Source organism: Xanthomonas sp. BRIP62411, assembly GCF_003993525.1.
Lineage (GTDB): Bacteria > Pseudomonadota > Gammaproteobacteria > Xanthomonadales > Xanthomonadaceae > Xanthomonas > Xanthomonas euroxanthea.
In genome coordinates this window covers 275,987-301,188 of the sequence record NZ_QEZI01000008.1, presented here as the reverse complement: position 1 = coordinate 301,188, position 25,202 = coordinate 275,987, and the positions used below count along the sequence as shown (strand labels likewise).

Annotated in this window: 15 protein-coding genes; 6 read left to right on the top strand and 9 right to left on the bottom strand. The window is 67.3% G+C overall.

From position 1 onward, the window contains the following. Nucleotides 1-5: 5 nt before the first annotated feature. The 5 genes from EO139_RS05655 (at nt 6) to EO139_RS05630 (ending at nt 4,504) form a co-directional block, all read left to right on the top strand. The gene (locus EO139_RS05655) at nt 6-1,193 is read left to right on the top strand and encodes a chemotaxis protein CheB (protein WP_126970009.1); all 1,188 of its coding nucleotides are present in this window, start codon (nt 6-8) and stop codon (nt 1,191-1,193) included. Between the two features lie 35 nt (nt 1,194-1,228). Further along, nucleotides 1,229-1,705 carry a chemotaxis protein CheW gene (locus EO139_RS05650; protein ID WP_119127710.1) on the top strand — a complete coding sequence of 159 codons (477 nt, stop codon included), beginning with the start codon at nt 1,229-1,231 and terminating at the stop codon, nt 1,703-1,705. A 282-nt stretch (nt 1,706-1,987) separates the two neighbouring features. After that, a complete protein-coding gene (locus tag EO139_RS05645) occupies nt 1,988-2,515 on the top strand; it encodes a GNAT family N-acetyltransferase (protein WP_126970007.1) in 528 nt (175 codons plus the stop codon). A 196-nt stretch (nt 2,516-2,711) separates the two neighbouring features. Continuing rightward, entirely contained in the window at nt 2,712-3,776 is a 1,065-nt protein-coding gene (locus EO139_RS05635) for a N(4)-(beta-N-acetylglucosaminyl)-L-asparaginase (protein WP_126944948.1), read from the top strand. Then, nucleotides 3,773-4,504 carry a copper homeostasis protein CutC gene (locus EO139_RS05630; protein ID WP_126969650.1) on the top strand — a complete coding sequence of 244 codons (732 nt, stop codon included), beginning with the start codon at nt 3,773-3,775 and terminating at the stop codon, nt 4,502-4,504. Before EO139_RS05635 ends, EO139_RS05630 begins: the two co-directional genes overlap by 4 nt. Nucleotides 4,505-5,397: 893 nt before the next feature. On the opposite strand, the gene EO139_RS05615 is transcribed toward EO139_RS05630, so the two are convergent. Further along, a complete protein-coding gene (locus EO139_RS05615; protein WP_126969648.1) occupies nt 5,398-6,510 on the bottom strand; it encodes a sialidase family protein in 1,113 nt (370 codons plus the stop codon). A 111-nt stretch (nt 6,511-6,621) separates the two neighbouring features. Here EO139_RS05615 and EO139_RS05610 point away from each other — a divergent pair, with 111 nt between their 5' ends. Further along, a complete protein-coding gene (locus EO139_RS05610; RefSeq protein ID WP_126969646.1) occupies nt 6,622-8,001 on the top strand; it encodes an alpha-L-fucosidase in 1,380 nt (459 codons plus the stop codon). Between the two features lie 304 nt (nt 8,002-8,305). Here EO139_RS05610 and EO139_RS05605 read toward each other — a convergent pair whose 3' ends face one another. The 8 genes from EO139_RS05605 to EO139_RS05570 form a co-directional block, all read right to left on the bottom strand. Beyond that, nucleotides 8,306-8,521 carry a hypothetical protein gene (locus EO139_RS05605; RefSeq protein WP_104648211.1) on the bottom strand — a complete coding sequence of 72 codons (216 nt, stop codon included), beginning with the start codon at nt 8,519-8,521 and terminating at the stop codon, nt 8,306-8,308. Between the two features lie 318 nt (nt 8,522-8,839). Then, nucleotides 8,840-10,687: a beta-galactosidase family protein gene (locus tag EO139_RS05600; RefSeq protein WP_126969644.1), complete on the bottom strand. Its 1,848-nt coding sequence runs from the start codon at nt 10,685-10,687 to the stop codon at nt 8,840-8,842. A gap of 290 nt (nt 10,688-10,977) precedes the next feature. Beyond that, complete coding sequence (locus EO139_RS05595; protein ID WP_126969642.1) at nt 10,978-13,320, bottom strand: GH92 family glycosyl hydrolase; 2,343 nt, start codon at nt 13,318-13,320, stop codon at nt 10,978-10,980. Between the two features lie 136 nt (nt 13,321-13,456). Further along, nucleotides 13,457-14,908, bottom strand: coding sequence for a glycoside hydrolase family 125 protein (locus EO139_RS05590; RefSeq protein WP_126969640.1), 1,452 nt, complete (start codon nt 14,906-14,908; stop codon nt 13,457-13,459). A 439-nt stretch (nt 14,909-15,347) separates the two neighbouring features. Further along, entirely contained in the window at nt 15,348-18,008 is a 2,661-nt protein-coding gene (locus EO139_RS05585) for a glycoside hydrolase family 3 C-terminal domain-containing protein (protein ID WP_126969638.1), read from the bottom strand. Nucleotides 18,009-18,692: 684 nt separating this feature from the next. Continuing rightward, nucleotides 18,693-21,383 (bottom strand): glycoside hydrolase family 2 protein, encoded by a 2,691-nt coding sequence (locus tag EO139_RS05580; protein ID WP_164739742.1) that lies wholly within the window; start codon nt 21,381-21,383, stop codon nt 18,693-18,695. A 21-nt stretch (nt 21,384-21,404) separates the two neighbouring features. Then, entirely contained in the window at nt 21,405-23,894 is a 2,490-nt protein-coding gene (locus tag EO139_RS05575; protein WP_241235915.1) for a family 20 glycosylhydrolase, read from the bottom strand. Nucleotides 23,895-24,137: 243 nt separating this feature from the next. Continuing rightward, the gene (locus EO139_RS05570) at nt 24,138-25,193 is read right to left on the bottom strand and encodes a glycosyl hydrolase family 18 protein (protein ID WP_115677703.1); all 1,056 of its coding nucleotides are present in this window, start codon (nt 25,191-25,193) and stop codon (nt 24,138-24,140) included. Nucleotides 25,194-25,202 lie beyond the last annotated feature (9 nt).

The window sequence follows — 25,202 nt, the reverse complement described above, 5'->3', positions numbered from 1 at the left end:
GCGCAATGGGAACTCCGGTCGCCCTGCTGGGCCGGCCCGGGCAGGCGCGCGAGCGCCTGCGTGAAGCGCTCGGCCTGGCCGGCGCCCACGTGGTGCTGGAAGACGAACCGGCGGCGGTGGACGTGCAGATGCTGCGCGATGCCGAGCCGGTAGCGGTGCTGGTTGCGCTGGAGCCGTCGATCGAAGACGCGCTCGAAGCCCTGGAGCCGGCCTTCAACATGCCCGGCGTCACGGTGATCTTCGACGAGGCCGAGCTGACCGTGCGCCGCGAGGGCTGGGAAGCGCAGCGCTGGGTGCGCCATCTGGCCGCCAAGCTGCATGGCCATGCCGACGTGTTGCCGCCAGGCACTGAGAGCGAGCCGTCGCTGCATCCCGAACCGGGCCTGGAACTGGCGCCGCGGCAGCACTCGGACCTGCAGCTGGACCAACACCTGCAGGCAGCCGCGCACGCGTTCGACAGCGTGCCCGGCGATGCCTTGTTCGCGCGTGGCGCGGGCACGTCCGAGGCCGCAGCGGCGGCCGACAAACCGGCCCTGACGCTGGGCGATTCCAGCACCTGGGGCCTGGTCGACGAGGTCGCGGTGGTGGTGCGCCCGCGCGCCGAATTGAACATGGACGCGCTGTCGACCGGCGGGCTGTCGCTGGTAGAGCTGGATCAGGTCGGTACGACCACTGGTGCGGTGCTGGTGCTGGCCGGCATCGGCGGCCCGGATGCGATCCGCCGCCTGCTGTCCGCGCTGCCGCCGGAGTTTCCTCGCGCCGTGCTGGTGCGCATGACCCTGGATGGCGGCCAGTACGGCAACCTGGTGCGGCAGATGGGACGCGTGTCGGCGTTGCCGGTCGACCTGGGCGAAGCCGGCCAGGTGATTACGCCGGGCAGGGTCTATGTGCTGTCCGACGACATCGGCGTGCAGCACCATGCCGGCGCGCTGGCATTCGTCGCGCAGGCCGATCCGGCCGGGCTGGTGGCCGCGTTGCCACCGGCCGACAGCGCGGTGCTGATGCTCAGCGGCGCCAACGAGGCGCTGGTCGAGCCAGCGCTGGCGCTGGCCGAGCAGGGCGGCTGGCTGGCGGGTCAATCCGCCGACGGCTGCTACGACCCGGCCGCGGCGGCACGTCTGGCGCGCCAGGGCATTCTGACCGGCGACCCTGCGCAGTTGGCGCGGGCGTTGGCACAGCGCTGGCCGGCGTAAGCCGGGCGCTTCCTCTCAAGATCGGAACAGGTGCGATGAGCTACGCCAACAATGACGAAATCCGCGGCGTCCTGATCCAGGCCGGCAGCGAGCGCGTGCTGCTGCCCAACGCCACGGTGGCCGAGGTGATGTCGCGGGTGGCGGTCGAGCCGATGGCGGAGATGCCGCGCTGGGTGGTCGGGCGCATCGACTGGTATGGCTGGAAGGTGCCGCTGCTGTCGTTCGCGCGTCTGAGCGGCATGGGCGACGAGCCGACCGCGGTCAACAACAAGGTGATCGTGCTCAAGGCCTTGGGCGGCAATCCGGCGCTGCCGTACTTCGCCTTGCTCACCGCTTCGTTCCCGCAGCTGATCTCGGTGCCGCGCGATGGCCTGCTGGCCGATGCGTCCGAAGATGCGCTGCCCGACGGCGTGCACATGCGCGTGCTGCTGGGCGAGCAGAGCGCATTGCTGCCGAACCTGGACGCGATCGAAGCGCAGCTTGCGCAGGCGCTAGCGGCGCTTGCCGCGTAACACGCCGCTACCGGACGACGACACTGCCGGCTTGCCGGCGATGTCGCGATGAAGGGCGGGATGGGCGCAGCAACGGCCAGGCGGGCATCGCCGTTGCTGGGTGCAATGGGTGCCGGCATGGCCGATGCCTGAGATCTCTTGCTGCCTGTGGGCGGCCGTTAGCGGGGGCGTGATCTGTATGCGTCAGCCTGATCCACACAGCACGCATGCCGCGCGCACGGCGCGACCGCGGCCGTGACGAGCCTTCCCGTCTTCGCACCCGTCCAGCACGCCGACGGTGTGATGCTGTGCGATCTGGCCGTCGTCGATCCGGCGGCGATGGCCGACTACCACAGCCGTAATCGCGCGCATCTGGCCGCTGCGATGCCGCTGCGGCCGCCGGCGTTCTACACCACCGACGGCTGGCGTCGGCTGAGCATCGCCTACCGCACCGCGGTGCCCGGCGAGCGCGAATTGCAACTGGTGTTGCTGCGCGAGGCGCAGGTGATCGGCACGGTCGGCCTCACCCAGATCCAGCGCGGTGCCTTCCAGGGCTGTCATCTGGGTTACGGCCTGGATGCGCAGCAGCAGGGGCGCGGCCTGATCCGGTGGGCGGCCACGCAGGGCATCGCGTTTGCGTTCGGCCCGCTTGGCCTGCACCGGGTGATGGCGCAATACGTCCCCGACAATCTGCGCAGTGCGCGCGTGCTGCAACGGCTGGGCTTTCAGATCGAAGGCTATGCGCGCCGTTATCTGCAATTGAACGGCGTCTGGCGCGACCATGTGTTGACCAGCAGGTTGCGCGATGATGCTGACGCCTGCGGTGGGTGAGTCTTTTCGCCCCTGATCGTGGGGGCGGCCCGGCTGCGGCGCGCATGCAGCAGGCCCGACGCAGCGCTGGTTGTGCGCGGATCCGCAGCCGACAGCGCCGCAAGGCGGTTTATCCGCGCGCGGCGCTGCCGCATGATGCAAGGCTGTCGCCGCGCAGTGCGGCTGCCTGTTTTCTTCCTGCATGGAGTTCGCCCGGATGATCCAACGTCGTCACTTCCTCAAGAGCGCCACGCTTGGTGCGATCGCTTCCGGCCTGGCCGGGTGGGGCGCGCGTGCGCAGGCGGCCGTCGGTGCCGGCACGGGCGGACGCGTTGCCGCGCTGCCGCGCGGCGCGGCGCGGGTGATTTCCACCTGGGATTTCGGCATTGCCGCCAACCAGGCAGCCTGGAACATCCTCGGCAGTGGCGGTATCGCACTGGATGCGGTGGAAGCGGGCGTGCGCGTGCCCGAAGCGGACCCGAGCAACCCCACGGTCGGCCTGGGCGGCTATCCGGACCGCGACGGGCGGGTGACGCTGGACGCCTGCATCATGGATCACCTGGGCAATTGCGGCGCGGTGGCATCGCTGGAAGACGTGGTGCACGCGATCTCGGTGGCACGCGCGGTGATGGAAAAGACCCCGCATGTGATGCTGGTTGGCGATGGCGCGCGGCAGTTCGCGCTGGAACAGGGCTTTCCGCAGACCAAGCTGCTCACGCCCAGCTCCGAAGCGGCGTGGAAAGAGTGGTTGAAGACCTCCAAGTATTCGCCGGAAGCCAATATCGAAAACCGCGCCTGGCGTGATGCCAAGCTTCCGGGCGGCAAGGACAACCACGACACCATCGGCATGCTGGCGCTGGATGCGCACGGCAACCTGTCCGGCGCGTGCACCACCAGCGGCATGGCGTGGAAGATGCACGGCCGGGTCGGCGACAGCCCGATCATCGGTGCAGGCCTGTACGTGGACAACGAGGTGGGCGGCGCGACCTCGACCGGCGTCGGCGAAGAGGTGATCCGCAATGTCGGCAGTTTTGCGGTGGTGGAAATGATGCGCCAGGGCAAGTCGCCGGCCGATGCCTGCCGCGAGGTGGTGATGCGGCTGATCCGGCGCAAGCCCGAACTCACCCGCACCTTGCAGGTCGGATTTCTGGCGATGAACAAGCGCGGCGAGGTGGGGGCGTTCGCGATCCAGAAGGGTTTCAGTTATGCGGTCTGCGATGCGCAGCGGCAGGACCTGCTGGTGCCCGGTGAAAGCCACTACACCACCGAGCCTGCGGCATGAGCGTGTCGGGGCTGGAGGTGGCCGCCGATTCGGTGGGTTCGGCATTGGCGGCGCAGGAAGGTGGTGCGATGCGGGTCGAGCTCTGCGGCGGCCTGGACGGCGGCGGGCTGACGCCCTCGTTCGGCACGCTGGCGGTGGTGCGTGAGCGGTTGCAGATTCCGCTGTATGTGTTGATCCGTCCGCGCGTGGGCGATTTCGTCTTCGATGCGGCGGAGGTCGAGGTGATGCGGCGCGATGTGGAGCAATGCGTGCGGCTGGGCTGCGATGGCGTGGTGTTGGGCGCGCTGGATCTGCATGGGCAGGTCGACATGGGCACGATGCGGGTGTTGATCGCCGCGGCCGGGTCGCTGGGTGTCACCTTCCACCGTGCGATCGACGTCAGCGCCGATCCGGCGCGTGCGCTGGAAGATGCGATCGCGCTGGGGTGCGAGCGCGTGCTGACCTCCGGTGCACGTGCGAGTGCGCTGGAAGGGATCGACACCATCGCAGCGCTGGTGCAGCAGGCGGGCGACCGCATCAGCATCATGCCGGGTGCGGGCGTGTCCGAAAGCAACGTGCTTGCGCTGCGTAACGGCACGGGGGCGCGCGAGTTCCATGCCTCCTCACGCGGGCCGGTTGCGGCGCAGGTGCATGCGCCGCATGCGTACATCTCCGACCTGGGGGGCGATTACCAGCGCACCGATGTGGCGCGTGTGCGGCGGATTGTGGGGTTGTTGCAGGAGCTGTGAGGCGCTGTGTCCCGATGGTGGAGCATGTGATCCGGGACCTCTCTGCACGCCGTGGCCGGCAATTCCAGGTGACGTGAAGACGTGGCATGGGATCTGTAGTTTGGCTGCCAGGTCCTCGACCAATCAGGCTTTGTTGCGTTGAAACGGCGGCAAAGCTCAGGAGCATGTTGAGCTCAGACGAGGCACTGTGGAAGAAGCGAACGCAAAGCGTTTGATCTGCTGCTTCGTTGCAGGGCCCTCGCCCGCCCACCCTCGCGGGACACGCCGCAAGTACGTCCATGTAGGCTCTGGCGCGGCATCCATGCCGCTCAAGGTCCCGCGACGGTGGGCGGACAAGGACCAGCTAAAATGGTCGGTATGCGTGGACAAGCGCAGGAGCGGCGGTCGGCGAGTTGCTTGTGCAGTTCCATCAGTGCACGACCAACGTAGGAGGCGCGATGTCCTTGCCGGTTCCGGGACCCTTGGCGGCATGGATGCGGCCACGGAGCCTGCAGGGACGGATTCACGGCGTGTCCCGGAAGTGGTGAGGGCATCGCGCCCTCGACCAACCAGGCTTTGTTGCGTTGAAACGGCAGCAACGCTCAGGAGCATGTTGTGTTGAGCTTAGACGGGGCACTGTGGAAGAAGCGAACGCAACGCGTTTGATCTGCTGCTTCGTTGCAGGGCCCTTGCCCGCCCACCATCGCGGGACACGCCGCAAGTACGTCCTTAGGCTCCGGCGCGGCATCCATGCCGCTCAGGGTCCCGCGACGGTGGACGGGCAAGGACCAGCTGAAATGGTCGGTGTGTGTGTTTGCAAGCAGAGCATGAGGGATGCCGCCGAGAAGCCTCCACAGACGGATTCAAGGCGTGTCCCGTATGTGGTGAGGGCGCCGTGCCCTCGACCGTTTGATCTACTGCGCACTTTCCGGCAATGACTGCGGCGATCTCGTGTCATCTGCCTCGCTGCCAAGGCGTGTCGGATCCAGGACGACATGCTTGATGCGTTGGCGCTTCCAGGTGTAGCTGATATGGACCAGCCCATCGCGGGTCTGGATCACCGCCGGATAGGAGAACTCGTCCTTTGCGCTGTGTTCCAGCGTGAGGGCGCGTTGCCAGTGCACGCCATCGGTTGATAGCGCCACCGCAAGCGTGCCGCGACCGTCCCACCAGTGCTTGCCGGCGATGCCGGGGTTGTAGACCAGCAGGGCGCGGCCGTCGCGCAGCATCACCGCGTCGGTGCCGGCGTTGGGATTCTCCACGTCCAGCAGCTGCATCGGTTGCCAGTGCAGGCCGCCGTCGTTGGAGAACGTACTGAACACCTTGTCCTGCTGGCTGCGCCCGAGCACCTGCACGCGCCCGTCCGCATGCAGCAGGACGCTGGGCTGGATCGCGCCGATCACCGCCGGATCATTGAGCGGCATGCCGCGTTGCCAATGCGCGCCGTCGTCGTCGCTCCATTCCAGATGCGCGCGCCAGCCACGGTCTTCGCTGCTGCTGGGCGAAAGGATGCGTCCGTTCGGCAATTGCACCGGCTTGTTCTTGATCGGGCCGAGGATGCCGTCGGGCAGGCGCTGCGGTGGCGACCAGTGCGCACCGTCATCATCCGAGGTAATGCGCAGGCCCCACCACTGCCGTGGATTGGGGCCGAGCTTGTAGTACAGCTGCACCGGGCCGGCGCTGGACTGGAACAGCACCGGATTCCAGGCCGGCAACGCAGTGCCATCCGCGCCGGCATGCGCGCCGTCGGCGATGCGTCGCGGCGGCTGCCATTGCCGCACGCCGCGCTGCGCGAGCCAGACACCGACATCGGCCGCTCCCTCGTGCGTGCCGCCGAACCAGGCGGCCAGCAGCGTGCCGGCGCGGGTCTCCAGAAGCGTGGAGGCGTGCGCCTGTGGCGTCGGTGCGGGATCGGCGATGAACTCGCTGAGCACAATGGGCGAGGGCGGCGGCATGCGCGGTTCGGCGTGGACGGCGAAGGCGGCAAGGCTTGCGACCAGCCAGGTCGACAGACGTGACGGATGCATGGTGGTCCAGTCCTGTGCGGATTTTAAAGATACCTATTTATCATCTATTAAATACCATATGCTCTGGTCATCCCAGGCGGCCGTGGTCGCCGACCACTGCGAGGACCCGCGATGTCATCACACCCGCTCTCCCCGTTGCGCTGGCTGGCCGCCCTCGGCCTGACCGCGCTGACCCTGCCCACCGCCATCGCGCAGAACTTTGCCGAGGTCAAACCCTCGCCGCAGCAGGTGGCCTGGCAGGATCTGGAATTCGGCGTGATCGTGCACTTCAATCCCAACACCTGGCTGGACCAGGAGTGGGGTGACGGGACCGCCAGCGCCAAGACCTTCAACCCGACCAATGTGGATCCGGGCCAGTGGGCGCGCGCGGCAAAGTCGGCCGGTGCGAAGTACGTGATCCTGGTGGCCAAGCACCACGACGGGTTTGCGCTGTGGCCCACCGCCGAGAGCAATTATTCGGTCAAGAACAGTCCGTGGATGGGTGGCAAGGGCGACCTGGTCAAGCTCACCAGCGATGCGGTGCGCAAGGAAGGCATGGGCTTTGGCGTGTACCTGTCGCCGTGGGATCGCCACGAGCCCAAATATGCCGATTCCAAGGCCTATGACAAGTTCTACGCTGCGCAGTTGGTGGAGCTGGCCTCGCATTACGGCCCGATCACCGAATGGTGGCTGGACGGCGCCGGCAGCGCCGGTCATGTGTACAACTTCGACAAGTACATGGAAGAACTGCGCACCTACCAGGCCAACGCGATGGTGTTTGCCGACACCGCCTTGTTCGAGTACGGCGACGTGCGCTGGGTGGGCAACGAGGCCGGCTTCATCGAAGGCGAAAACTGGAACGTGATCGATCGCCACGGCTACCTGCGCTGGCGCCCGGTGGAAGTGGATACGCCGCTGCACAAGCTGCAGTGGTTCTGGCATCCCAACAGCGACCAGACGCTCAAGAGTGTCGATGAGCTGGTGGAGATCTGGGAAAAGAGCGTCGGCCTGGGCGGTCAGCTGGTGCTGGGTCTCGCGCCGGACAAGCGCGGCCTGTTGCCGGAAGCCGACGTCGCACGCCTGCAGGAACTTGGCCAGGCGCTGCAGGCGCGCTACGGCGCAGACAGGAATCTGGTGGCCTGCAACATCAAGAAGACCGACGGCATCGACGCGGCAGTGGACGGCGATCGCGAGACGTTCTGGAGTGCGCCGGCCGGTTCGCATAGCGCGGTGCTGGAGCTGCAGTTCAAGCAGCCGGTGACCTTCGACAGTGCGCTGAGCATGGAGTGGATCAACGACGGCCAGCTGGTGCAGAAATACGCGGTGGAAGCCTGGCAGGACGGCAAGTGGGTGCCGCTGGCGAAGGCGCAGGCGATCGGGCGGATGAAGATCGATCACTTCGCGCCGGTGACCGCCTCGCGGGTGCGCCTGAATATCCAGTCCAGTGCGGATGCGGTGCATATCCGCGAGTTCCAGTTGTTCAATACCGGCAAGGGTGCGGCGACGCGCTGAGTGCGGTTGATCGGGTTGTAGGCGCTGGGCAAACGTGCCGATGGCCCGGACCGGCTCCCGACCGGGAGCCGGTTGGCCATGCGTTGACAGGTGGCATCGCACAGCGGTTGCGCGCGCCACGGTGCGCCGGCGACGCAGAGATTGCGCACTGGTGTCGCAAGGACTCAGCCGTACGCGCGCAGGCTGTTATCGAGATGACACGCTGTGCAGTGTCTGCTGCATGGGCGACGCGCGGCGCTCGATGCATTCACGTGATCCGGGCCGCTGGCACCGCAGACATGCTGTCGCCGGCGCGCGGCTGGGCTCAGGCGGCGCTGTCGTCGCGTTCCTGTGGCGGCAGCAGGATCTGCGGCTGCCTGGCCGAGTGGGTCTGGCTCAGGAAGGTCATCAGGTGCGCCGCTTCGGTGCTGCCGATCGGCTGGCCGGGGGCGGGCTTGCTGTGGACGTGTTCGGCAAAGGCGTGCTGGGTCTGCTCCGGAACCGCGGAGACAGGGTCTTGCGTAACGGTGGACGACGACATGAAACGCTCCTGGAACTCACGAACTGACCGTCGCCCGATGGAACGACGGGAATGCGCCACTGCCTTCCACAACGGCGTGAGCCGGTGATCTTGCCTGGAATGCGATCAGTCCGATACCGCACAGGTAGCAGACCCTATGCGGGCAGTTGACCTCCAGATAGCGGCGGGCGCGCGGTAGTCTGAAGGCCGGCCAGCCCCGGGAGCGCCAGGCGGGTTGCCTGGCGGTTGGTTTGGCCCATCGGCGGACACGCACAGGCGGCTTGCGGTTGCCAAGCCGGCGGGTGCGCGAGCGTCAGCCGCCGGCCATCCGTCTGCCCCCTACTCCTTCGGCGTGATCCACACCTGCTGCTGCAGGCCGCGCACGCCGGGCTTGGCGGTGCTGTCCAGGTCGAACACCACCACGGTGTTGTCGCCCTTGCGCTGGAACGGGGCCGGGAAATACAACGCCCGCTGCGGGCCGATGGCCCAGTGGCGGCCCAGGTTGACGCCGTTGGCCCAGGTCACGCCCTTGCCGAAGGCGCGCATGTCCAGGTAGGTGTCGGCCGGTGTGCCGATGCGCAGCGTGCCGCGATGGAAGGCGGGGCCTGCGACGGCGTTGCGGGTCCAGCCGCGGATGCTGTCGGGCGAGCGCATCGGCAACGGGAAGGCCTGCCAGCCGGTGAGCTGCCGGTTGTCCAGCAGCACCGGGTCGACCAGCCCGGCGCGGCCGTCGGCCATGCGCGGGCCGTAGTTGATGCGGCCGCTGTTTTCGACCAGGACATCCAGTGTGTGCTGGCCTGCAGGAATATCCACATCGGTGGAGACCTGCTGCAGCCGGCGTTCGACACTGCCGACCGGCTTCTGATCGACGTACACCCGCGCGACATCGCGCACCTCGCCCAGGTACAGCGGCCCCTTGCGCGGGCCGGTGACGGTGGTGCGGTAGAGGATGTAGCCGTAATCCTGGCCGAAGTGCTCCATCGGCTGCGGGGTGTCGATGGCGATCGGTGCGGGCAGGTTGTCCCACAGCGAGGCGGATTCGCGCAGCGGCGTTTCCGGCAGGGCCGCCGTGTCGATCGGTGCCGGCAGTGCCGGCGGCTGCACGCCGGTGACCCGGGCGATGGCCTCGCGCATCAGCGCGAACTTGGGCGTGGGGCGGCCGGCTTCGTCCAGGATGGCGTCGTAGTCGTAGCTGGTGGTCTGCGGGGCGTAATGGTCGCTGGGGTTGCCCTGGAAATTGGCACCATTCATGAAGCCGAAACTGGTGCCGCCGATGAACATGTAGAGATTGGCCGAGTGGCCCTGGCGCAGGATCCACTCCAGCTCTTCGGTCTGTTGCTTGGCATCGGTGCTGGCGTGCGGCTTGCCCCAATGGTCGAACCAGCCGGCCCAGTATTCGCCGACCATGCGCGGTTGCCCGGGGCGGAACTTGATCAGTTTGTCGAACGCACTCTTGGCCTCGCCGGGGGCGAAGTTCACCACCGCCAGGGTGTCCGGCAAGGTGCCGTTGGCGAGCATGTCGGCGCCATCGGAGGTGAACAGCAAGGCGTCGTCGAAGCCGGCCTTGACGTACATGGCGCGGTTGTCGGCCATGTAGGCATGGTCGTCGTCGTAGGAGCCGTATTCGTTCTCGACCTGCACGGCGATGATCGGCCCGCCGTTGTGGTTGAGCAACGGGTGCACCTGTTGGGACACCGCATCCAGGTAGGCCTGGCTGGCGGCCAGAAAACGCGGGTCGCGGCTGCGCACGCGGATGTTGTCCTTGCCGAACAACCAGGCCGGGTAGCCGCCGGCTTCCCACTCGGCACAGGTGTAGGGGCCGGGACGCAGGATCACGTTGAGGCCTTGCGCGGCCGCTTCGCGCACGAACGCGGCCACGTCGTTGTTGCCGGAAAAATCGAACCGGCCTTGCTGCGGTTCGACCAGGTTCCAGAACACGTAGGTCTCCACCGTGTTCAGGCCCAGTGCGCGCGCCTTCTGCAGGCGGTCCTTCCAGTAGGCGCGCGGGATGCGCTGGAAATGGATGGCGCCGGAGAGCAGTTGATACGGCTTGCCGTCGCGCACGAACTGCGTGCCTTGCGTGCCGAAGCTGGGCCAGGTGTCGGCGTGGGTGTCGGCGGCACTGGCGGCGGCGGGAAGTGCCAGCGCGAGGGCGAGGACGAGGGGGCTGAGGGTGCTACGCAACATGGGCGATTCCCGGCGGTGACGAGTGACTGGTGACGATGGGGGTGGATTGGTTTTTGCGTGAGGCCGCTTGCGTGTTGGCCCTCATCCGCCCTTCGGGCACCTTCTCCCGCTTGCGGGAGAAGGAAAAAGGCAAGCCTCCCGCTTGCGGGAGAAGGAAAAGCAAGCCGCCCGCTCGCGGGAGAAGGAAAAAGCAAGCTTCCCGCTTGCGGGAGAAGGAAATACAAGCCTTCCGCTGCGGGAAAGGGAAGGGCGGCCTCCCATTGCGATTGGCGCGATGCCGGGCACGTACGCTATGCGAACGACGGCGGTAGATCCTCCTTGTTCGCGCCGAAGACCGGATTCGGCTTGGCGCCCATCGTGAATTCCAGCGTGCCGCCGGCGGCCAGATCGGCATGTCGCATCCAGCTGCGGTTGATCGGCTTGCCGTTCCAGGTCAGCGACTGCACATACACGTTCTGCGCGCTGTTGTTGTTGGCCACGATGCGCAGCGTGCGGCCGTTGCCGACATCCAGTTCTGCGCGCTTGAACAACGGGCTGCCGAGGACGTAGTTGCCGCTGACCGGGTCCACCGCGTACAGCCCGAGCGCGCTGAGCACGAACCAGGCGCTCATCTGCCCGCAATCCTCGTTGCCGGACAGGCCATTGCGCGCATCGTGGTACTGCTCGCGCAGCAGCCGGCGCACCATGGCCTGGGTCTTGTACGGCTGGCCCGCGTAGGCGAACAGATAGGCCACATGGTGGCTGGGCTCGTTGCCGTGCGCGTATTGGCCGACCAGGCCGTCGATATCCGGTGGCGCATCGGCCGGCAGCTCGGAGCTGGTGGAAAACAGTTCGTCGAGCTTGGCCACGAAGCCGTCGCGGCCACCGTACAGGTCCATGTAACCGTACAGGTCGTGCTGGTTGAGGAAGGTGGCCTGCCAGGCGTTGGACTCGGTGAAGTCGCGCCACTTGCTGATGTGGCCCATGCCGCGCGGGTCGAACGGGGTGGCCCAGCTGCCGTCTTCCAGCCGCGCCTGCACGAAGCCGCTGTCGCGATTGAACACGTTGCGGTAGTTGCGCGAGCGCTCGCGCAGTGCGCGTGCATCGTCGGTGGCACCAGCGGCCTGGGCCAGGTGCGCGCAGGCCCAGTCGTCATAGGCGTATTCCAGCGTGCGGCTGACCGCTTCGTCCACCTTGTCGGCGGGGATGTAACCGAGTTTGCGGTAGTCCGCCAGGCCGTGGGTGGTGTCGTCCATCGCGCGCTTGCGGTAGGCCGGCCAGGCGGCTGTGTAGTCGATGCCGGTGAAGCCCTTGGCATGCGCTTCGGCCAGCACCACTGCGGAGTGGTAGCCGATCATGCAGCCGGTTTCCACGCCTTGCAGCGGCCAGATGCCCACGCCGTCCGGGCATTCGTTGGCGCCGCGCACCAGGCACTGCACCAGGTCCGGCACGCGCTCGGGTTGCACCAGGGTGAGCAGCGGGTGCGCGGCGCGGTAGGTGTCCCACAGCGAATAGGTGCTGTAGTTGTGATAGCCCTTGGGGGCGGTGTGGATCTGCAGGTCCATGCCGCGGTAACGGCCATCCACGTCGCTGAAGAGGGTGGGCGCGAGCAGGCTGTGATACAGGCCGGTGTAGAAGATGCGGCGTTGCGCATCGTCATCGCTGTCGATGCGCACGCGTGCCAGTTCCTTCTCCCAGGCGGCCACGGCCTGCGCATGCACGCGGGCGAAGTCGAAATCGGGCAGCTCGGCATCCAGGTTGGCCAGCGCATTGTCGGCGCTGACGGCGGAGATGCCGACCTTGATCAGCAGCGGTGCGTCGGATGCATCGGGAAAGTGCAACGCGGCCTTGAGGTGGCTACCGTCGCGGCTGCGCGTGCCGGCAGGCAGCGCTTGATCTTCGTCGTACAGCTGCACGCTGGCGAACGGCCGCGACAGCCGCAGGGCAAAGTAGATGTAGCGCCCCTTGGCCCACTGGTGGACGCGGCGCCCGCCTGTGATGGTCTGTGCATCGACCACGCGCAGCTGCGCATCGCTCACGCGGGTGGGGATGCCGGGCTTGTCCTGCATGCCGTGGCACAGGTCCAGCAGCACGTGCGCCGGCTTGCCCTTGGGGAAGTGGTAACGGTGCAGGCCGGCGCGCGTGGTGGCGGTGAGCTCGGCATGCACGCCGCTGTCCTTGAGCCGCACGCGGTAGTAGCCGGGCGAGGCGGCTTCATCGCTATGGTCGTAGCGCGAGCGGTAGCCGCTGTCCGGCGCATCGAGCGCGCCCGGCACCAGCTTGACCTCGCCGGTGGCCGGCACCAGCAGGACGTCCAGCATGTCGCCGATGCCGGTGCCGGACAGATGCGTGTGCGAAAAGCCCATGATCGAGCCGTCGGACTCGTGGTAGCCGGAGCACGAATCCCAGACCGCGTTGTAGGTGTCCGGGCTCAGCTGCACCATGCCGAACGGCAGCGTCGCGCCGGGAAAGGTGTGGCCATGGCCGCCGGTGCCGATGAACACATCGACATGGCGGGTGAGCTCGGCGCGGGCGCGCGCATCGGCAGGCAGTGCGTAGTTGCCGGCGCGCGCGCGGGCAAGCCCGGGCAGGCCGGTGCTGCCGAACAGGGCTGCTGCGATGGCGCCTTGGAGAAAACCGCGTCGTGTTGCCATGGTGTGGTCTCTGAATTTGCGGGCCGATGCCGGGGCACCCTCATCCGCCCTTCGGGCACCTTCTCCCGGCGGGAGAAGGGAACATCAAGCGCTGCGCCGTGTCTGCCCGGGATGGCAGCACGCGCACTTCGAACCATCAGCTATTGCGCAGCAGCTGGGGTTTGCGTTGGTGCAGGTCGATGATCAGTTCGCCGAACAAGGTGTTGGCCCAGGCGAACCAGTCGCGGGTGAAGGTGCTCGGGTTGTCCTTGTCGAAGGCTTCGTGCATGAAGCCGGTGCCGGCGTGGGTGGTCTTCAGCCATTGCAGGCATTGGCGCAACTGTGCATCGTCGTCGCTGACCAGCGCGTACTGGATGATCGACATCGGCCAGATCGTGCCCATGCCGCTGTGCGGGCTGCCGACGCCTTCGGCCGCACGGCCGCGCGAGAAGTACGGATTGCGTTCGCTCCAGGCCAGCTGGCGGGTGCGCAGGAACACCGGGTCGGCGCGGTCGCAGCAGCCCAGGTAGGCCAGGCTGAGCAGGCCGGGGGCGTTGGCGTCGTCGATGAACAACTGGTTGCCGTAACCGTCCACTTCGAATGCCCAGTACGCCTGGCCGTCGCTGTCGCGCAGTTGGCCGAACTGGCGCGTTGCCGTTTCCACTTCGTCGGCCAGCGCGGTGCAGTCGGCGGCGAACGCGGCATCGCGGTGCAAGGCCGTGCTCATCGTGGCCAGCTGCCGCAGCGAGGCCACCGCGAACAGGTTGGCCGGCACGAACAGCGGATACACGCAGGCATCGTCGGAGGGGCGGAACATCGAGTGGATCATGCCGTTGGGCCGGGTCGGCTGGCCGTAGCCTTCCAGCACCAGCGTCTCGGTCGCCAGCGGCGAGGGCCGCTGGAACACGTACGGGCCGCGGTTGTCCTTGCGCTGCTGCTCGCGGAAGGTCCTGACCACCACGTGCATTGCCGCGCGCCAGTCGTCGTCGAACGGGGCGGCATCGCCGGTGGCGCGCCAGTATTCGTGCGCGATGCGGATCGGGTAGCACAGCGAATCGATTTCCCACTTGCGCTCGCCCACGCCGGGCTTCATCTCGGTGATGTCGTTGAGCGACCACTTCAGGCGTTGGGTCTGGCCATCGGGCAGGAAGGCGTTGGCATACGGGTCGAGCCGGATGCAGGCGGCCTGGCGCTGGATCAGGCCATGGAACATGCGCCGCAACGCAGGGTCGCGCCTGGCCAGCGGCACGTATGGATGCACCTGGGCGGAGGAGTCGCGCAGCCACATCGCGTGGATGTCGCCGGTGATGACGAAGGTGTCCGGCTTGCCGTTGCGGGTGCCGGTTTCCACCGTGGTGTCCAGCGTGTTGGGGTAGCAGTTCTCGAACAGCCAGGCCAGCTCGGGATCGGCGATGCGCGCCTTGATCTGCACGATCTGCTGCTCGACCGCCTTGCTGACGAAGCGGCGCTGCGGCTTGGGTGGGCGCTTGCTGACGAAGGTGCCGGCGGCCGTGGAGGTGCCGGCCGCAAACGCGGGCAGTGCGCCGGCCAGCAAGCCGGCGCCCGCGCTGGCGCCGAGCAGCTGAAGGATGTCGCGGCGGGTGTGCATGAGCTGGAACTCCCTGGATTTCAGCAAGCGGTCGACGCAGCGGACATCGTTCCATCGGCGGCATCACGTGCCCGGCCGATGATGAGACCTATGCATGACCAATTCCCGATGACCATACAACGTGTGCGCCGAATGTGCATAGTGCGTCCGCACAATTCGGCGCCGTATGCGTGGCCTGCGGCAGTGGTGGTGGTGGCTGGTCCACGTCTATTGCGGTCGTACGACATCGCCTGGCTGCCGTGCAACCACGGTCATCGCGGTGGAAACGTGCGGCGGGATCGGCAGGCCGGCACGGCGCCGACCGGCCTGGTAGCGGAGCCTGCGCGTGCCGCCTCGCCTGATCTCGGGCAATGTCGCCGACCGCAACGTCCTTCCGCTGCCCCATGCAACAGGCGCCGGCCCTCACAGCCGACGCCGTTGCCTGACGCACACCCACCGCTCATTTCGGCAATGGCGAACGCCCCGAGATCGAAAACGCTGCCGCCTCGCCGACCGCGCCGGTACCGGGTTGGCCACCGCCGACAAACAGCGTGTAATCGCCGGCTTCCACCGCACGCTGCCCGCTGCGATCCACATCGCTCAGGGCGCGCGCATCGAGGGTGAAGGTGAGCGTGCGCTGCTCGCCCGGCTGCAGGTGCACACGCTGGAAGCCGACCAGGCTGCGCAACGGCGACTGCGGGCGCTGCGGATATTGCAGATACACCTGCGCCACCTCATCGCCGGCGCGCGTGCCGGTGTTGCGCACGGTGGTGGTCACCTGCAACGGACTGCCAGCTTGCAGGGTTGCAGTGGACAGCTGCGGCGCGCTGTAGGCAAAGCTGGTGTAGCTCAAGCCATAGCCGAACGGAAACAGCGGCTCGCCCTTGAAGTAGCGGTAGGTGCGGCCCTTCATGTCGTAGCTGACGTAGGGCGGCAGGTCCTTGGTGGAGCGATAGAAGGTCACCGGCAGGCGCCCGCCGGGGGTGTCGTCGCCGGCCAGCATGCGTGCGATCGCGGTGCCGCCGGACTGGCCCGGGTACCACGCCGCCACGATCGCGTCGGCATGGGCCTTGGCCCAGTTCAATGCCACCGCGCTGCCGCTCATCAGCACCACCACCAGCGGCTTGCCGGAGGCCTTGGCGCGTTCGAGCAGCGCCTGCTGCGGAGCGGGCAGGGCGATGTCGTTGCGGTCGCCGCCATCGAAGCCGGGCACGTCGATGCGCAGTTCCTCGCCTTCCACATCCGGCGACAGGCCGACGAAAGCCACTACCGCATCGGCCTGCGCCACCGCCTGCTCGGCTTCGGCCAGTTGCGCCGCCGCCGGTGCCAGCCACTCCAGGCGCAGGCCCTGGTCCTGGCCGCGGTGCTCCATTTCCAGACGGATCCTGCGCGGGCGGGTGTCGTCGAAGTGCAGCACGGTTTCCACACTGCGGCCATCGGCGTTGTGCATGCCGGCCGGCACGTGCTTGTCTTCGGCATTGCCGGCGACCACCAGCTTGTCGTCGATGTACAGCCGCACCGGATCGTGGCCGGCGCAATCGAAGCAGCGCGCCACCCGCACCGCCAGCGTGTAGTCGCCCGCGCTCGGCGGCAGCAGCTCGCCGCTCCAGCGCACCGCATAGCGATCGGCCGGCACGCCCTTGGCGGGTGTGACCTGGTCCCAGTTGAAACTCACCACACGGTCCTGCCGCACCACGCGCGCAGCACCGGTCATCTCGACGTTGTCGAAATATTCGCCACGCAATCCCGGCTTGCCGTCGCTGCGCAGCGCGGTTTCCGGAATCATGCCCGGCACGCCGGCGGCCAACGGCGCACCTTGCGCATAGCTCACCTGCTGGGTGCCGAAGCGCTGGCGCAGGCCGAGCAAAGGCGTCACCGGCTCGGAGGAGGTGCCCTGATAGTTGGCTTCCAGCGCCGCCAGGGCATCGGCGTTCGGGCCGATCACCGCCAGCCGCGTGCCGGGTTTCAGCGGTAGCGTGCCGGCATCGTTCTTGAGCAATACGATCGATTCGGCGGCAGCCTTCAGCGCCAACGCGCGGTTGGTCGCGTTGTCGATGTCCTTGGCGCCGAGCCTGGCATACGGATCCTTGCGCGGGGCTTCCAGTTCGCCCAGGCGATAGCGCGCCGCGAACAGGCGCACCAATGACTGGTCGAGCAGGGCTTCGTCCACTTCGCCACGTGCGATGGCCGTGCCCAGGGCGCGATACGCGTAGCCGCAGTTGAGATCGTGCCCGGCCTTGAGCGATGCGGCCGAGGAGCCGGCATTGTCCGGGCGGAAGTAATGGAACTGGGTCATGTCGTCCACCGCATCGCAGTCGGACACCACGAAGCCCCTGAAGCCCCAGTCACCACGTACGCGGCCGTTGAGCAGCCAGTCGGCGGCGCAGGCCGGCGTGCCGTGTAGCGAGTTGTATGCGCACATCACCGAGCCGGCCTGGCCGTCGATCAAGGCGGCGCGGAAGGCGGGCGTGTAGGTCGCCTCCACATCGCGCGGCGACACGTCCACGTCGAAGCTGTGCCGGCCCGGCTCCGGGCCGCTGTGCACGGCGATGTGCTTGGGCGTGGCGATGGTGCGCGGGTGACCGAGGTCCTCGCCCTGCAACCCGCGAATGAAGCCCACCGCCAGTTGCCCGGTGAGGAAGGGATCCTCGCCGTAGGTTTCCATGCCACGGCCCCAGCGCGGGTCGCGGAAGATATTGATGTTGGGCGACCAGATGGTCAGGCCCGCATAGCGCTTGTGGTCCTTGCCCGGGCCACCGGCCTGGTTGAACTTGGCGCGCGCCTCGGTCGAGACCACCGTGCCCACCTGCTGCATCAACGCGGTGTTCCAGCTGGCGGCCAGGCCGATCGCCTGCGGAAACACCGTGGCGTAGCCATTGCGCGCGATGCCGTGCAGGCCTTCGCTCCACCATTCGTAGGCGGGGATGCCCAGGCGCGGAATCGCCGGCGCATCGTTCATCGCCTGCGCGACCTTTTCCTCGCGGCTCATCTGCGCCACCAGCGCGGCGGCGCGCTGCTCCGGCGTGCTGCTGCGGTCGGCGGGCGCGGCGTGCGCGATGCAGGGCAGGCCCAGGCTCAGCCCCAGTGCCATGGCAAGACGCGATACAAACACGGATGACATCGATTCACTCCTGCGCAGCGGCGAGATTCGCCCGGCGTCGTTCTGGTGTTGCCGCAGGGGCTGCGGCGGGTTGAGGATCTGGCGGCGTCATGCGCGCCATCGCCCGTGGTGGATGTTGCTGTTACCGCGGCGGGCCCTCATCCGCCCCTGCGGGGCACCTTCTCCCGCCCGCGGGAGAAGGACAGCCAACGCGGGACGAGGCCGCGCGAGGGAGGAGAGGGGCGCGCCTTGGGAGAGGGCACGCACGGCAGGAGATCACGTCATTTTCCTAAGGTGGATGCGATGCAAGGGTGCGAAGAGTGCGTATGACAGGAAACCAAATCTGCGGGAGACGCCATGCGCGCGAAACGCATCCGCGGAACAAGCGCATGCATGAGCGGACAGCCAGTTCTTCTCCCGCCGGGCGGGAGACGCCATGCGCGCGAAACGCATCCGCGGAACAAGCGCATGCATGAACGGACAGCCAGTGCTTCTCCCGCCGGGCGGGAGACGCCATGCGCGCAAAACGCATGCGCGGAACAAGCGCATACACGAGCGGACAGCGAGTCCTTCTTCCGCCGGGCGGGGGGCGCCCTACGCGTGAGATGCAGACGCGGACCAAGCGCATGCATGGACGGAGATCGCGTCCTTCTCCCGCCTGGCGGGAGAAGGTGCCCGAAGGGCGGATGAGGGCCAGCTCGCCGCTCATTTCGCCGCCGCTGCCTCCGGCGGTTCCGGCGGCGCGCCGGCCAGCGTCGATGCCAGGTCGCGCACCTGCAACGCAGACTGCACCTGCGCCATCGGCAGCTTGCTGGACACGTGCAGCGTCAGCGGTTCGCCCGGCAGCAGGTCGAAGGCGTTATCGGCCACGCTGACGTCCAGGTCGCCGAACGACAGCCACACCTCGCGCGCCAGCGTGTCGCTGGACAGCGTCAGCGCATAGCCATCGCCATCGGCGCGCCACTGGCTGTCGATCTTCGCGGTCGGCAAGGCCAGCTGCTTGGCCGGCGCGAAGAACACCACTTCGCGCGACAGCAGCTTGGCGCCGTCGAACAACTCGAACACCGCGTAAGTGCGCTTGGGATCGGCACTGCCCAGCAATTGCTTGTCGCTGAAGTTGCCCACCTGCAGGCTGCTGAGCGGCTTGACGGTGGCCTTTTCCTCGCGCTTGCTCAGCAGCTTGCCGTCCATGCTCATCACCCGCATGCGCCAGCGGGCCGCCAGCGGAGTGGTGCGGTCGGACACCAGCGACACCTCGGTCTGGCCCTTGTCATTACGCAATGCGGCGATCAGCTCCGGCGCATAGAAGCGGCGGGCGTGGTACTGCAGCGCCTTCCAGCGGCCGTAGTAGTCCACGCTGGACCACGACGCACCCGGCCACACATCGTTGAGCTGCCAGTACAACGAGCCCATCGACTGCGGGCGCGAGGCGCGCAGATGCGAGGCGGCCAGGTTGATGCCCTCGGCCTGCATCAGCTGGCTAAGGTAGACGAAGCTCTCGAAATCCTTGGGCTCGCCGAATTCGCGACGGATGTACAGCATCAGCCGCTTGTTGCCGTTGCCCTTGTCGAACTTCTGATGCACGCGCATCACCGGCGATTCCGGGTCCATGTCGCCGGGTTCGGCGAAGGCACGCACGGTGCGCATGTCCGGGAACGACTGCAGGCCGTACTCGGACATGAAACGCGGGGTGACATTGAGATATTCGGTCACCGGCAGCGCGGGGCCGCCCCAGACCTTCCAGTAATGCATGTCGCCATCGGTGGCCTGGTCGGCAGCGCCATCGAAGTTGGTGCCCGGCGAGGTGGACCAGTACGGCACGTCGCTGTCGTAGGTGGCCACCACCTCGCGGAACACGGTGCCGAACAAGGTGGTCATGCCGCGCTCGATGCGGCTGCGTTCTTCCGGGTCCACCGACTGCTTGAACTTGACCCGGTCGCCCCAGTTTTCCCAGCCGGTCTGCACTTCGTTGTTGCCGCACCACAGCACGATGCTGGGATGGTCGCGCAGGCGCTTGACCTGTTCGATCGCCTCCTGCCGGGTGTTCTCGCGGAACTCCACGTCGTACGGCGGCACGGCGCCGCCGAACATGAAGTCCTGCCAGATCATGATGCCCAGCTCGTCGGCCACCTCGTAGAAACGGTCGTCCTGGTAATGCCCGCCGCCCCACATGCGCAGCATGTTCATGTTGGCGTCGCGCGCATCCTGCAAGGTGCTGCGCATACGCTCGGCAGTAACGCGCGCGGGGAAGGCATCCAGCGGGATCAGGTTGGCGCCCTTGGCGAAGATCGGGATGCCGTTGATCACGATCTCCATGCTCTTGCCCCAGGTGTCCTTTTCGCGGCGCAGCTCCACCGAGCGCAGGCCGGTGACGCGCTTGATCTGCTGGCTGTCGCCATCGGCGTCGCGCACGCTGGCCACGAAGGTGTAGCGGTCCTGCGCGCCGTAGCCGGCCGGGAACCAGCGCTTGGGCTTGGCGATACGCACCGGCAGATCGATGCGGTTCTGGCCCGGGTCGACCACCGCGTCCTGGGTGAACTGGCCGACCTTCTGGCCATCCGGTCCCAGCACATCCAGCGTCACCTGCACCGGCCCGCTGCGGCCGGCCTGCAGTTCCAGCTGCGCCTGCAATTGCGCGCTGTCGGCGTCGACGCGTTGCTGGGCGATATGCAGCCCGTCCACGCGCACCGCATCCCAGGCTTCCACGCGCACATCCTTCCAGATGCCGGCGTTGACCATGCGCGGGCCCCAGTCCCAGCCATAGCTATACGGCGCCTTGCGCACGTAGGTGGAGCTGTGGCGCGATTCGGGCTCGTCGCCGAAGGCCGAATCGTAGGCGCCCGGCAGCGCGTACGGCTGCTTGGCCAGCCACGGCTGGATCTTCTTGATCGGCGAGAACAGCTTGACCTCGAGCACGTTGTCGCCGCGCTTGAGCAGCGGTTTGGCATCCACCCGCCACTGCCGGAACATGTTGTCGGCGCTCAGCAGCGGCTTGCCGTTGAGGGTGACCTCGGCAAACGTGTCCAGGCCGTCGAACACCAGCTCGACATGCGCGCGCTTGAGCGTGGCCGCGTCCACGTTGAAGCGGGTCTGGTATTGCCAGTCGCTCAGGCCCGCCCACTGGATCTCGCCCTCGTTGTCGCGATAGAACGGGTCCGGCACGATCTTGGCGGCGATCAGATCGGTCTGCACCGCGCCCGGCACCTGCGCCGGCAACCAGGCCGCCGCTTTCGGATACGTCCTGGCCTGTTCCTGGCCCGGCACCAACCGCACCTGCCAGCCGCTGTCCAGGGGCGTTGCCGTGGGCGGAGCCGCCCAGGCCTGCGAGATGGCAAAGGCCAGGGCTAGCCCGAGGCGGGCGGGGGCAGGAATGCAACGATGGCGGGACAGGGGCATGGGTGACTCTCCTTGGATGGATCAGCGCGTGGCGGCGGGAGGCGCCTGCGCAGTGGTTTCAATCAACTGGACGGCGCCGATGGCATACAACGGGCCGCGAATCGGCGCGGTGAAGCGCAGGCATAGATCGTGGATGCCGGTGCGTGCAGGCAGTGCGGTTTCCAGCGTGAACTGTTCGCCCAGCGTGGCGCTATTGGGCAATTGCACGCTGGCGACCAGCTCGCCCTCGCAGCCCAGGCGCACTTCCAGCTCGCCGCGGCGCGTCTTGGCCGGGTACTGCACCACCTTGGATTGCTCGTGCGCCAGGCCGAAGTTGTTCGGCAGGCGTGCAGCCTCGATGCGGATCGCGCCGATGCCATCCAGGCGCGCCTGCGGATAGAGACGGCAGGCATGGAACAGGTCGACGTTGTAGACCGGCGTGTCGGCGCCAGTCATCTCCGGCAACAACGGCAGGCGCAGGCCGAGCGCACCGATCTGCACGCAATCGCGCAGGCCCTGGGTGTCCACGCGCAACAGACCGGCACGCTCGAACGTGCGGCTGCGCGTGGCCGCCAGCGCGGTGCCGCCGGCATCGAAGGCGGTGGCCTTGACCGTGGTCGGCAGCTGGATCGTGAACGGCGCCTCGTAGCGCGGCGATGCCGGCGTGGGATCGCTGCCATCGGTGGTGTAGTGCAGCGTGCCCGCACCGGCCTGGGTGCCGAGTGCCACCTTGGCCGGGCCACCGGCCAGCACCGGGTTGGGGCCGCCTTCCAATGCGATATCGGCGGCGAAGGCGCCGTCGCTGTAGTCGATGCCCAACGCTTTATAGCGCTGCAGCTGGGCCGGCATGCGCGCCAGGAAATCCTTCCAGTTGCGCGCAGCCGCAGGCGACCAGGTGACTTCGGCCACCGCGGACAGCCGCGGGAACAGCGCGTGGTCGATATGCCACCTGGATGGAATGTATTCGGACCACAACGCGCCCTGCGCGCCGAGGACATGCGTGGCTTGCTCGGCAGTCAGTGTGCTCGGCACCGGGTCGAAGGCGTAGACCTTGGACAACGGCAGCACGGTCAGGCGGCCGTTGGGCTCGTCGCTGCGGGTGGTCTGCAGGTTGTCCAGATACAGCCAGTCGCCCGGCGCCAGCACCACGTCGTGGCCTTGCTTGGCCGCAGTGACCGCACCCTCGATGCCACGCCACGACATCACCGACGCACTCGCCGGCACGCCGCCTTCCAGAATTTCATCCCAGCCGATCATGCGCCGGCCGTGACTGGTGAGGTAGGCCGCAAGCTGTTCGTTGAACCAGCCCTGCATCGCATGCGCGTCCTTGACCCCCAGCTTGCGCATCTGCGCGCGTACCGCAGGCGAGGCTTCCCATTGATCCTTGACCGCCTCGTCGCCACCGATGTGGATATACGCCGACGGGAACAGGGTCAGCACCTCGTCCAGCACGTTGGTGATGAAGCGCAGGCTGCGTTCGCTGGTGTTGAACAGGTACGGATTGACGCCCCAGTCCACGCCAACCTGGGTGCGCTGGCCGGGCACGCCGACGTCTTCCGGATACGCTGCCACCGCCGCCTGCGCGTGTCCTGGCATGTCCAGCTCCGGCAGCACGGTGATATGCAGGCGGGCCGCGTAGGCAACGATCTCGCTGATCTGCTGCTGCGTATAGAAACCGCCATAGCGCTCCGGCGTGCCGTGCCGGCCGGCGCCCGGCGGTGTGCGCCAGGCGCCCACCTCGGTGAGCTTGGGATAGCGCTTGATCTCGATGCGCCAGCCCTGGTCGTCGGTGAGGTGCCAGTGCAGCACATTGAGCTTGTGCGCGGCCATTGCATCGAGCACATGCTTGACCGTGGCCACGTCGTGGAAGTGGCGGGCCACATCCAGATGCTGGCCGCGCCAGCCGAAACGCGGCCAGTCGCGGATCGCCACCGCCGGCACGGCGACATCGCCCTTGCGCGCGTCCGGCGTCATCAGTTGCCAGGCGCTGATCGCGCCATAGAACAGGCCCGCGCCATCGCGCGCGGCGATGCGGATGCCGTTGCCATCCACGTCCAGGCTATAGCCTTCCTTGTGCGCCACCGGCGCCTGCGGTGTGCGCTCCAGGCGGATGCTGTGCGGCGACGCCGTGGTTTCGGTGCGCACTTCCAGGGTCAGGCCACGGGTGCGTTGCAACAGGCTGGCCAGTGACTCGGCGCTGCGGCGCACCTCGGCATTGCCGATGGGGATGGAGATCACCGTGCCGGTGCCGACGCGGAAGCTGCCATTGCCGCGCCTGGCTTCGGCCGGGGCGGGAATCAGCGGCAGCGGTGCGGTGGTCGCAGGCAATGTCGAGGTGGTGCGGGGGTGGTCCGCAGCCGGCGCGGTCGCCGTCTGGCGCTGGCCACACCCTGCCAACAGCATCGCCGCAAACGGCACTGCAAGCAGGCGCCAGGAACGTGGCCGCGCTGACAGCGGGCGCGACGACACGCTGCCCGGCAACGGCCGCTTGGAGAATGGTGAGCGCAGGTTCGGTGCGGAGTTCGACATCATGCAATCACATCCCGGTGTGGCGGGGGAGACACGGCAGCCACGCACAGTAGCAAAGCCATGCCGGATGACGCAGGGACTGGCGCACGCTTCGTCGGGGTGCGTGCGCTGTTTTGCAGGAACCACGCATCGGTGTGGTTCGCTGCAGGACGGGCGCGGGGAGTGTGCACATCGGCTTGCAGTGGACGCATTCCGATGCGGACACCGCCCGCGCCCGCCAGGCACTGCAGCGGTGCGATGGCGCGTTTAGCGCTGCGCAGTCGGCAATTCGTCCCACACCTTCGGGTCTTCGGCGCCCAGCACCCAGCAGCTGAAACCTTCCAGGCCGTACTGCTTGACCAGGTCGTAGCGTGCCTTGAAGCTGCGTGCGTCCGGGCGGAACACCCACTCGCGCATGTCGTCGCGGTAGAAGTAGAACCACGATTCCTGCTCGACCGGATCCCACTGCACGGTGGCGTTCTGTTCGATCGCCAGCGGGAAGGATTCGTCGGCATCGATATACGTGGCCGAAATATTCGACGCTTCGGTGCCGTCTTCCTTGACCGGATTACCGGTGTACCAGCGGTAGCCGTAGGTGGCGATGCCAAGCGAGAGCTTGTCCTTCGGCACCTGGGTGATGGCGTAGTCCAGATGCTTCTTCATCCACACCATGCCGTCGACCGGGCCCGGCGTGGTCCAGCGGGTGTGCTGGTCGTAGGTCATGATGCTGACCAGGTCCGCGGCCTGGCCCAGCGCCTTCAGGTCGTAGGCACCACGCCAGTATTCCCACATCCACTTGGAGAACTGGCCACCTTCGGCATGGCCCGGTGCATTGGGCACCACCGCCACCGACATCTTGAAGCCGGCCTTGTGCAGTGCATCGGCGGTCTGCTTGACCATCAGCGTATAGGCGTCGCGGTCGGTCCAGGCGATGTTCTCGAAATCGAACTGGAAGCCGTAGTACCTGTGCTGCTTGCCGTGGATCAGCAGCGATTCGATCATGCGCTTCTTGGCGGCTTCGTCGTGCATCAGCTTGTGGAAGCCGTCGCGGCCGGTAGTCATCGACAGGATCGGCATCACCCGCAGGTTCTTCTGCTTGGCGATGTCGTACAGGTACATGTTGGGCGTGCCGTTGACCAGGCCGTTCTGGTCAACGCCGTACCAGGTCGGCACCACCACGTCGATCTTGTCGACATTGGCCAGGAACGAGTTGGTCGATTTCTGCGTGTTCATCAGATAGAACAACGCGGTGGGGGTTTTGGCCAGGGCCGGCGCGCAGACCAGCGCCAGCGCCAGCAGGATCCAGGTCAATCGCTTGCTCATGAAAACAGC

Excerpts from the sequence above, each read along its gene's own strand:
- EO139_RS05655 (WP_126970009.1), top strand. The coding sequence starts at position 6 with ATGGGAACTCCGGTCGCCCTGCTGGGCCGGCCCGGGCAGGCGCGCGAG.
- EO139_RS05650 (WP_119127710.1), top strand. The coding sequence starts at position 1,229 with ATGAGCTACGCCAACAATGACGAAATCCGCGGCGTCCTGATCCAGGCC.
- EO139_RS05645 (WP_126970007.1), top strand. The coding sequence starts at position 1,988 with ATGCTGTGCGATCTGGCCGTCGTCGATCCGGCGGCGATGGCCGACTAC.
- EO139_RS05635 (WP_126944948.1), top strand. The coding sequence starts at position 2,712 with ATGATCCAACGTCGTCACTTCCTCAAGAGCGCCACGCTTGGTGCGATC.
- EO139_RS05630 (WP_126969650.1), top strand. The coding sequence starts at position 3,773 with ATGAGCGTGTCGGGGCTGGAGGTGGCCGCCGATTCGGTGGGTTCGGCA.
- EO139_RS05615 (WP_126969648.1), bottom strand. The coding sequence starts at position 6,510 with ATGCATCCGTCACGTCTGTCGACCTGGCTGGTCGCAAGCCTTGCCGCC.
- EO139_RS05610 (WP_126969646.1), top strand. The coding sequence starts at position 6,622 with ATGTCATCACACCCGCTCTCCCCGTTGCGCTGGCTGGCCGCCCTCGGC.
- EO139_RS05605 (WP_104648211.1), bottom strand. The coding sequence starts at position 8,521 with ATGTCGTCGTCCACCGTTACGCAAGACCCTGTCTCCGCGGTTCCGGAG.
- EO139_RS05600 (WP_126969644.1), bottom strand. The coding sequence starts at position 10,687 with ATGTTGCGTAGCACCCTCAGCCCCCTCGTCCTCGCCCTCGCGCTGGCA.
- EO139_RS05595 (WP_126969642.1), bottom strand. The coding sequence starts at position 13,320 with ATGGCAACACGACGCGGTTTTCTCCAAGGCGCCATCGCAGCAGCCCTG.
- EO139_RS05590 (WP_126969640.1), bottom strand. The coding sequence starts at position 14,908 with ATGCACACCCGCCGCGACATCCTTCAGCTGCTCGGCGCCAGCGCGGGC.
- EO139_RS05585 (WP_126969638.1), bottom strand. The coding sequence starts at position 18,008 with ATGTCATCCGTGTTTGTATCGCGTCTTGCCATGGCACTGGGGCTGAGC.
- EO139_RS05580 (WP_164739742.1), bottom strand. The coding sequence starts at position 21,383 with ATGCCCCTGTCCCGCCATCGTTGCATTCCTGCCCCCGCCCGCCTCGGG.
- EO139_RS05575 (WP_241235915.1), bottom strand. The coding sequence starts at position 23,894 with ATGATGTCGAACTCCGCACCGAACCTGCGCTCACCATTCTCCAAGCGG.
- EO139_RS05570 (WP_115677703.1), bottom strand. The coding sequence starts at position 25,193 with ATGAGCAAGCGATTGACCTGGATCCTGCTGGCGCTGGCGCTGGTCTGC.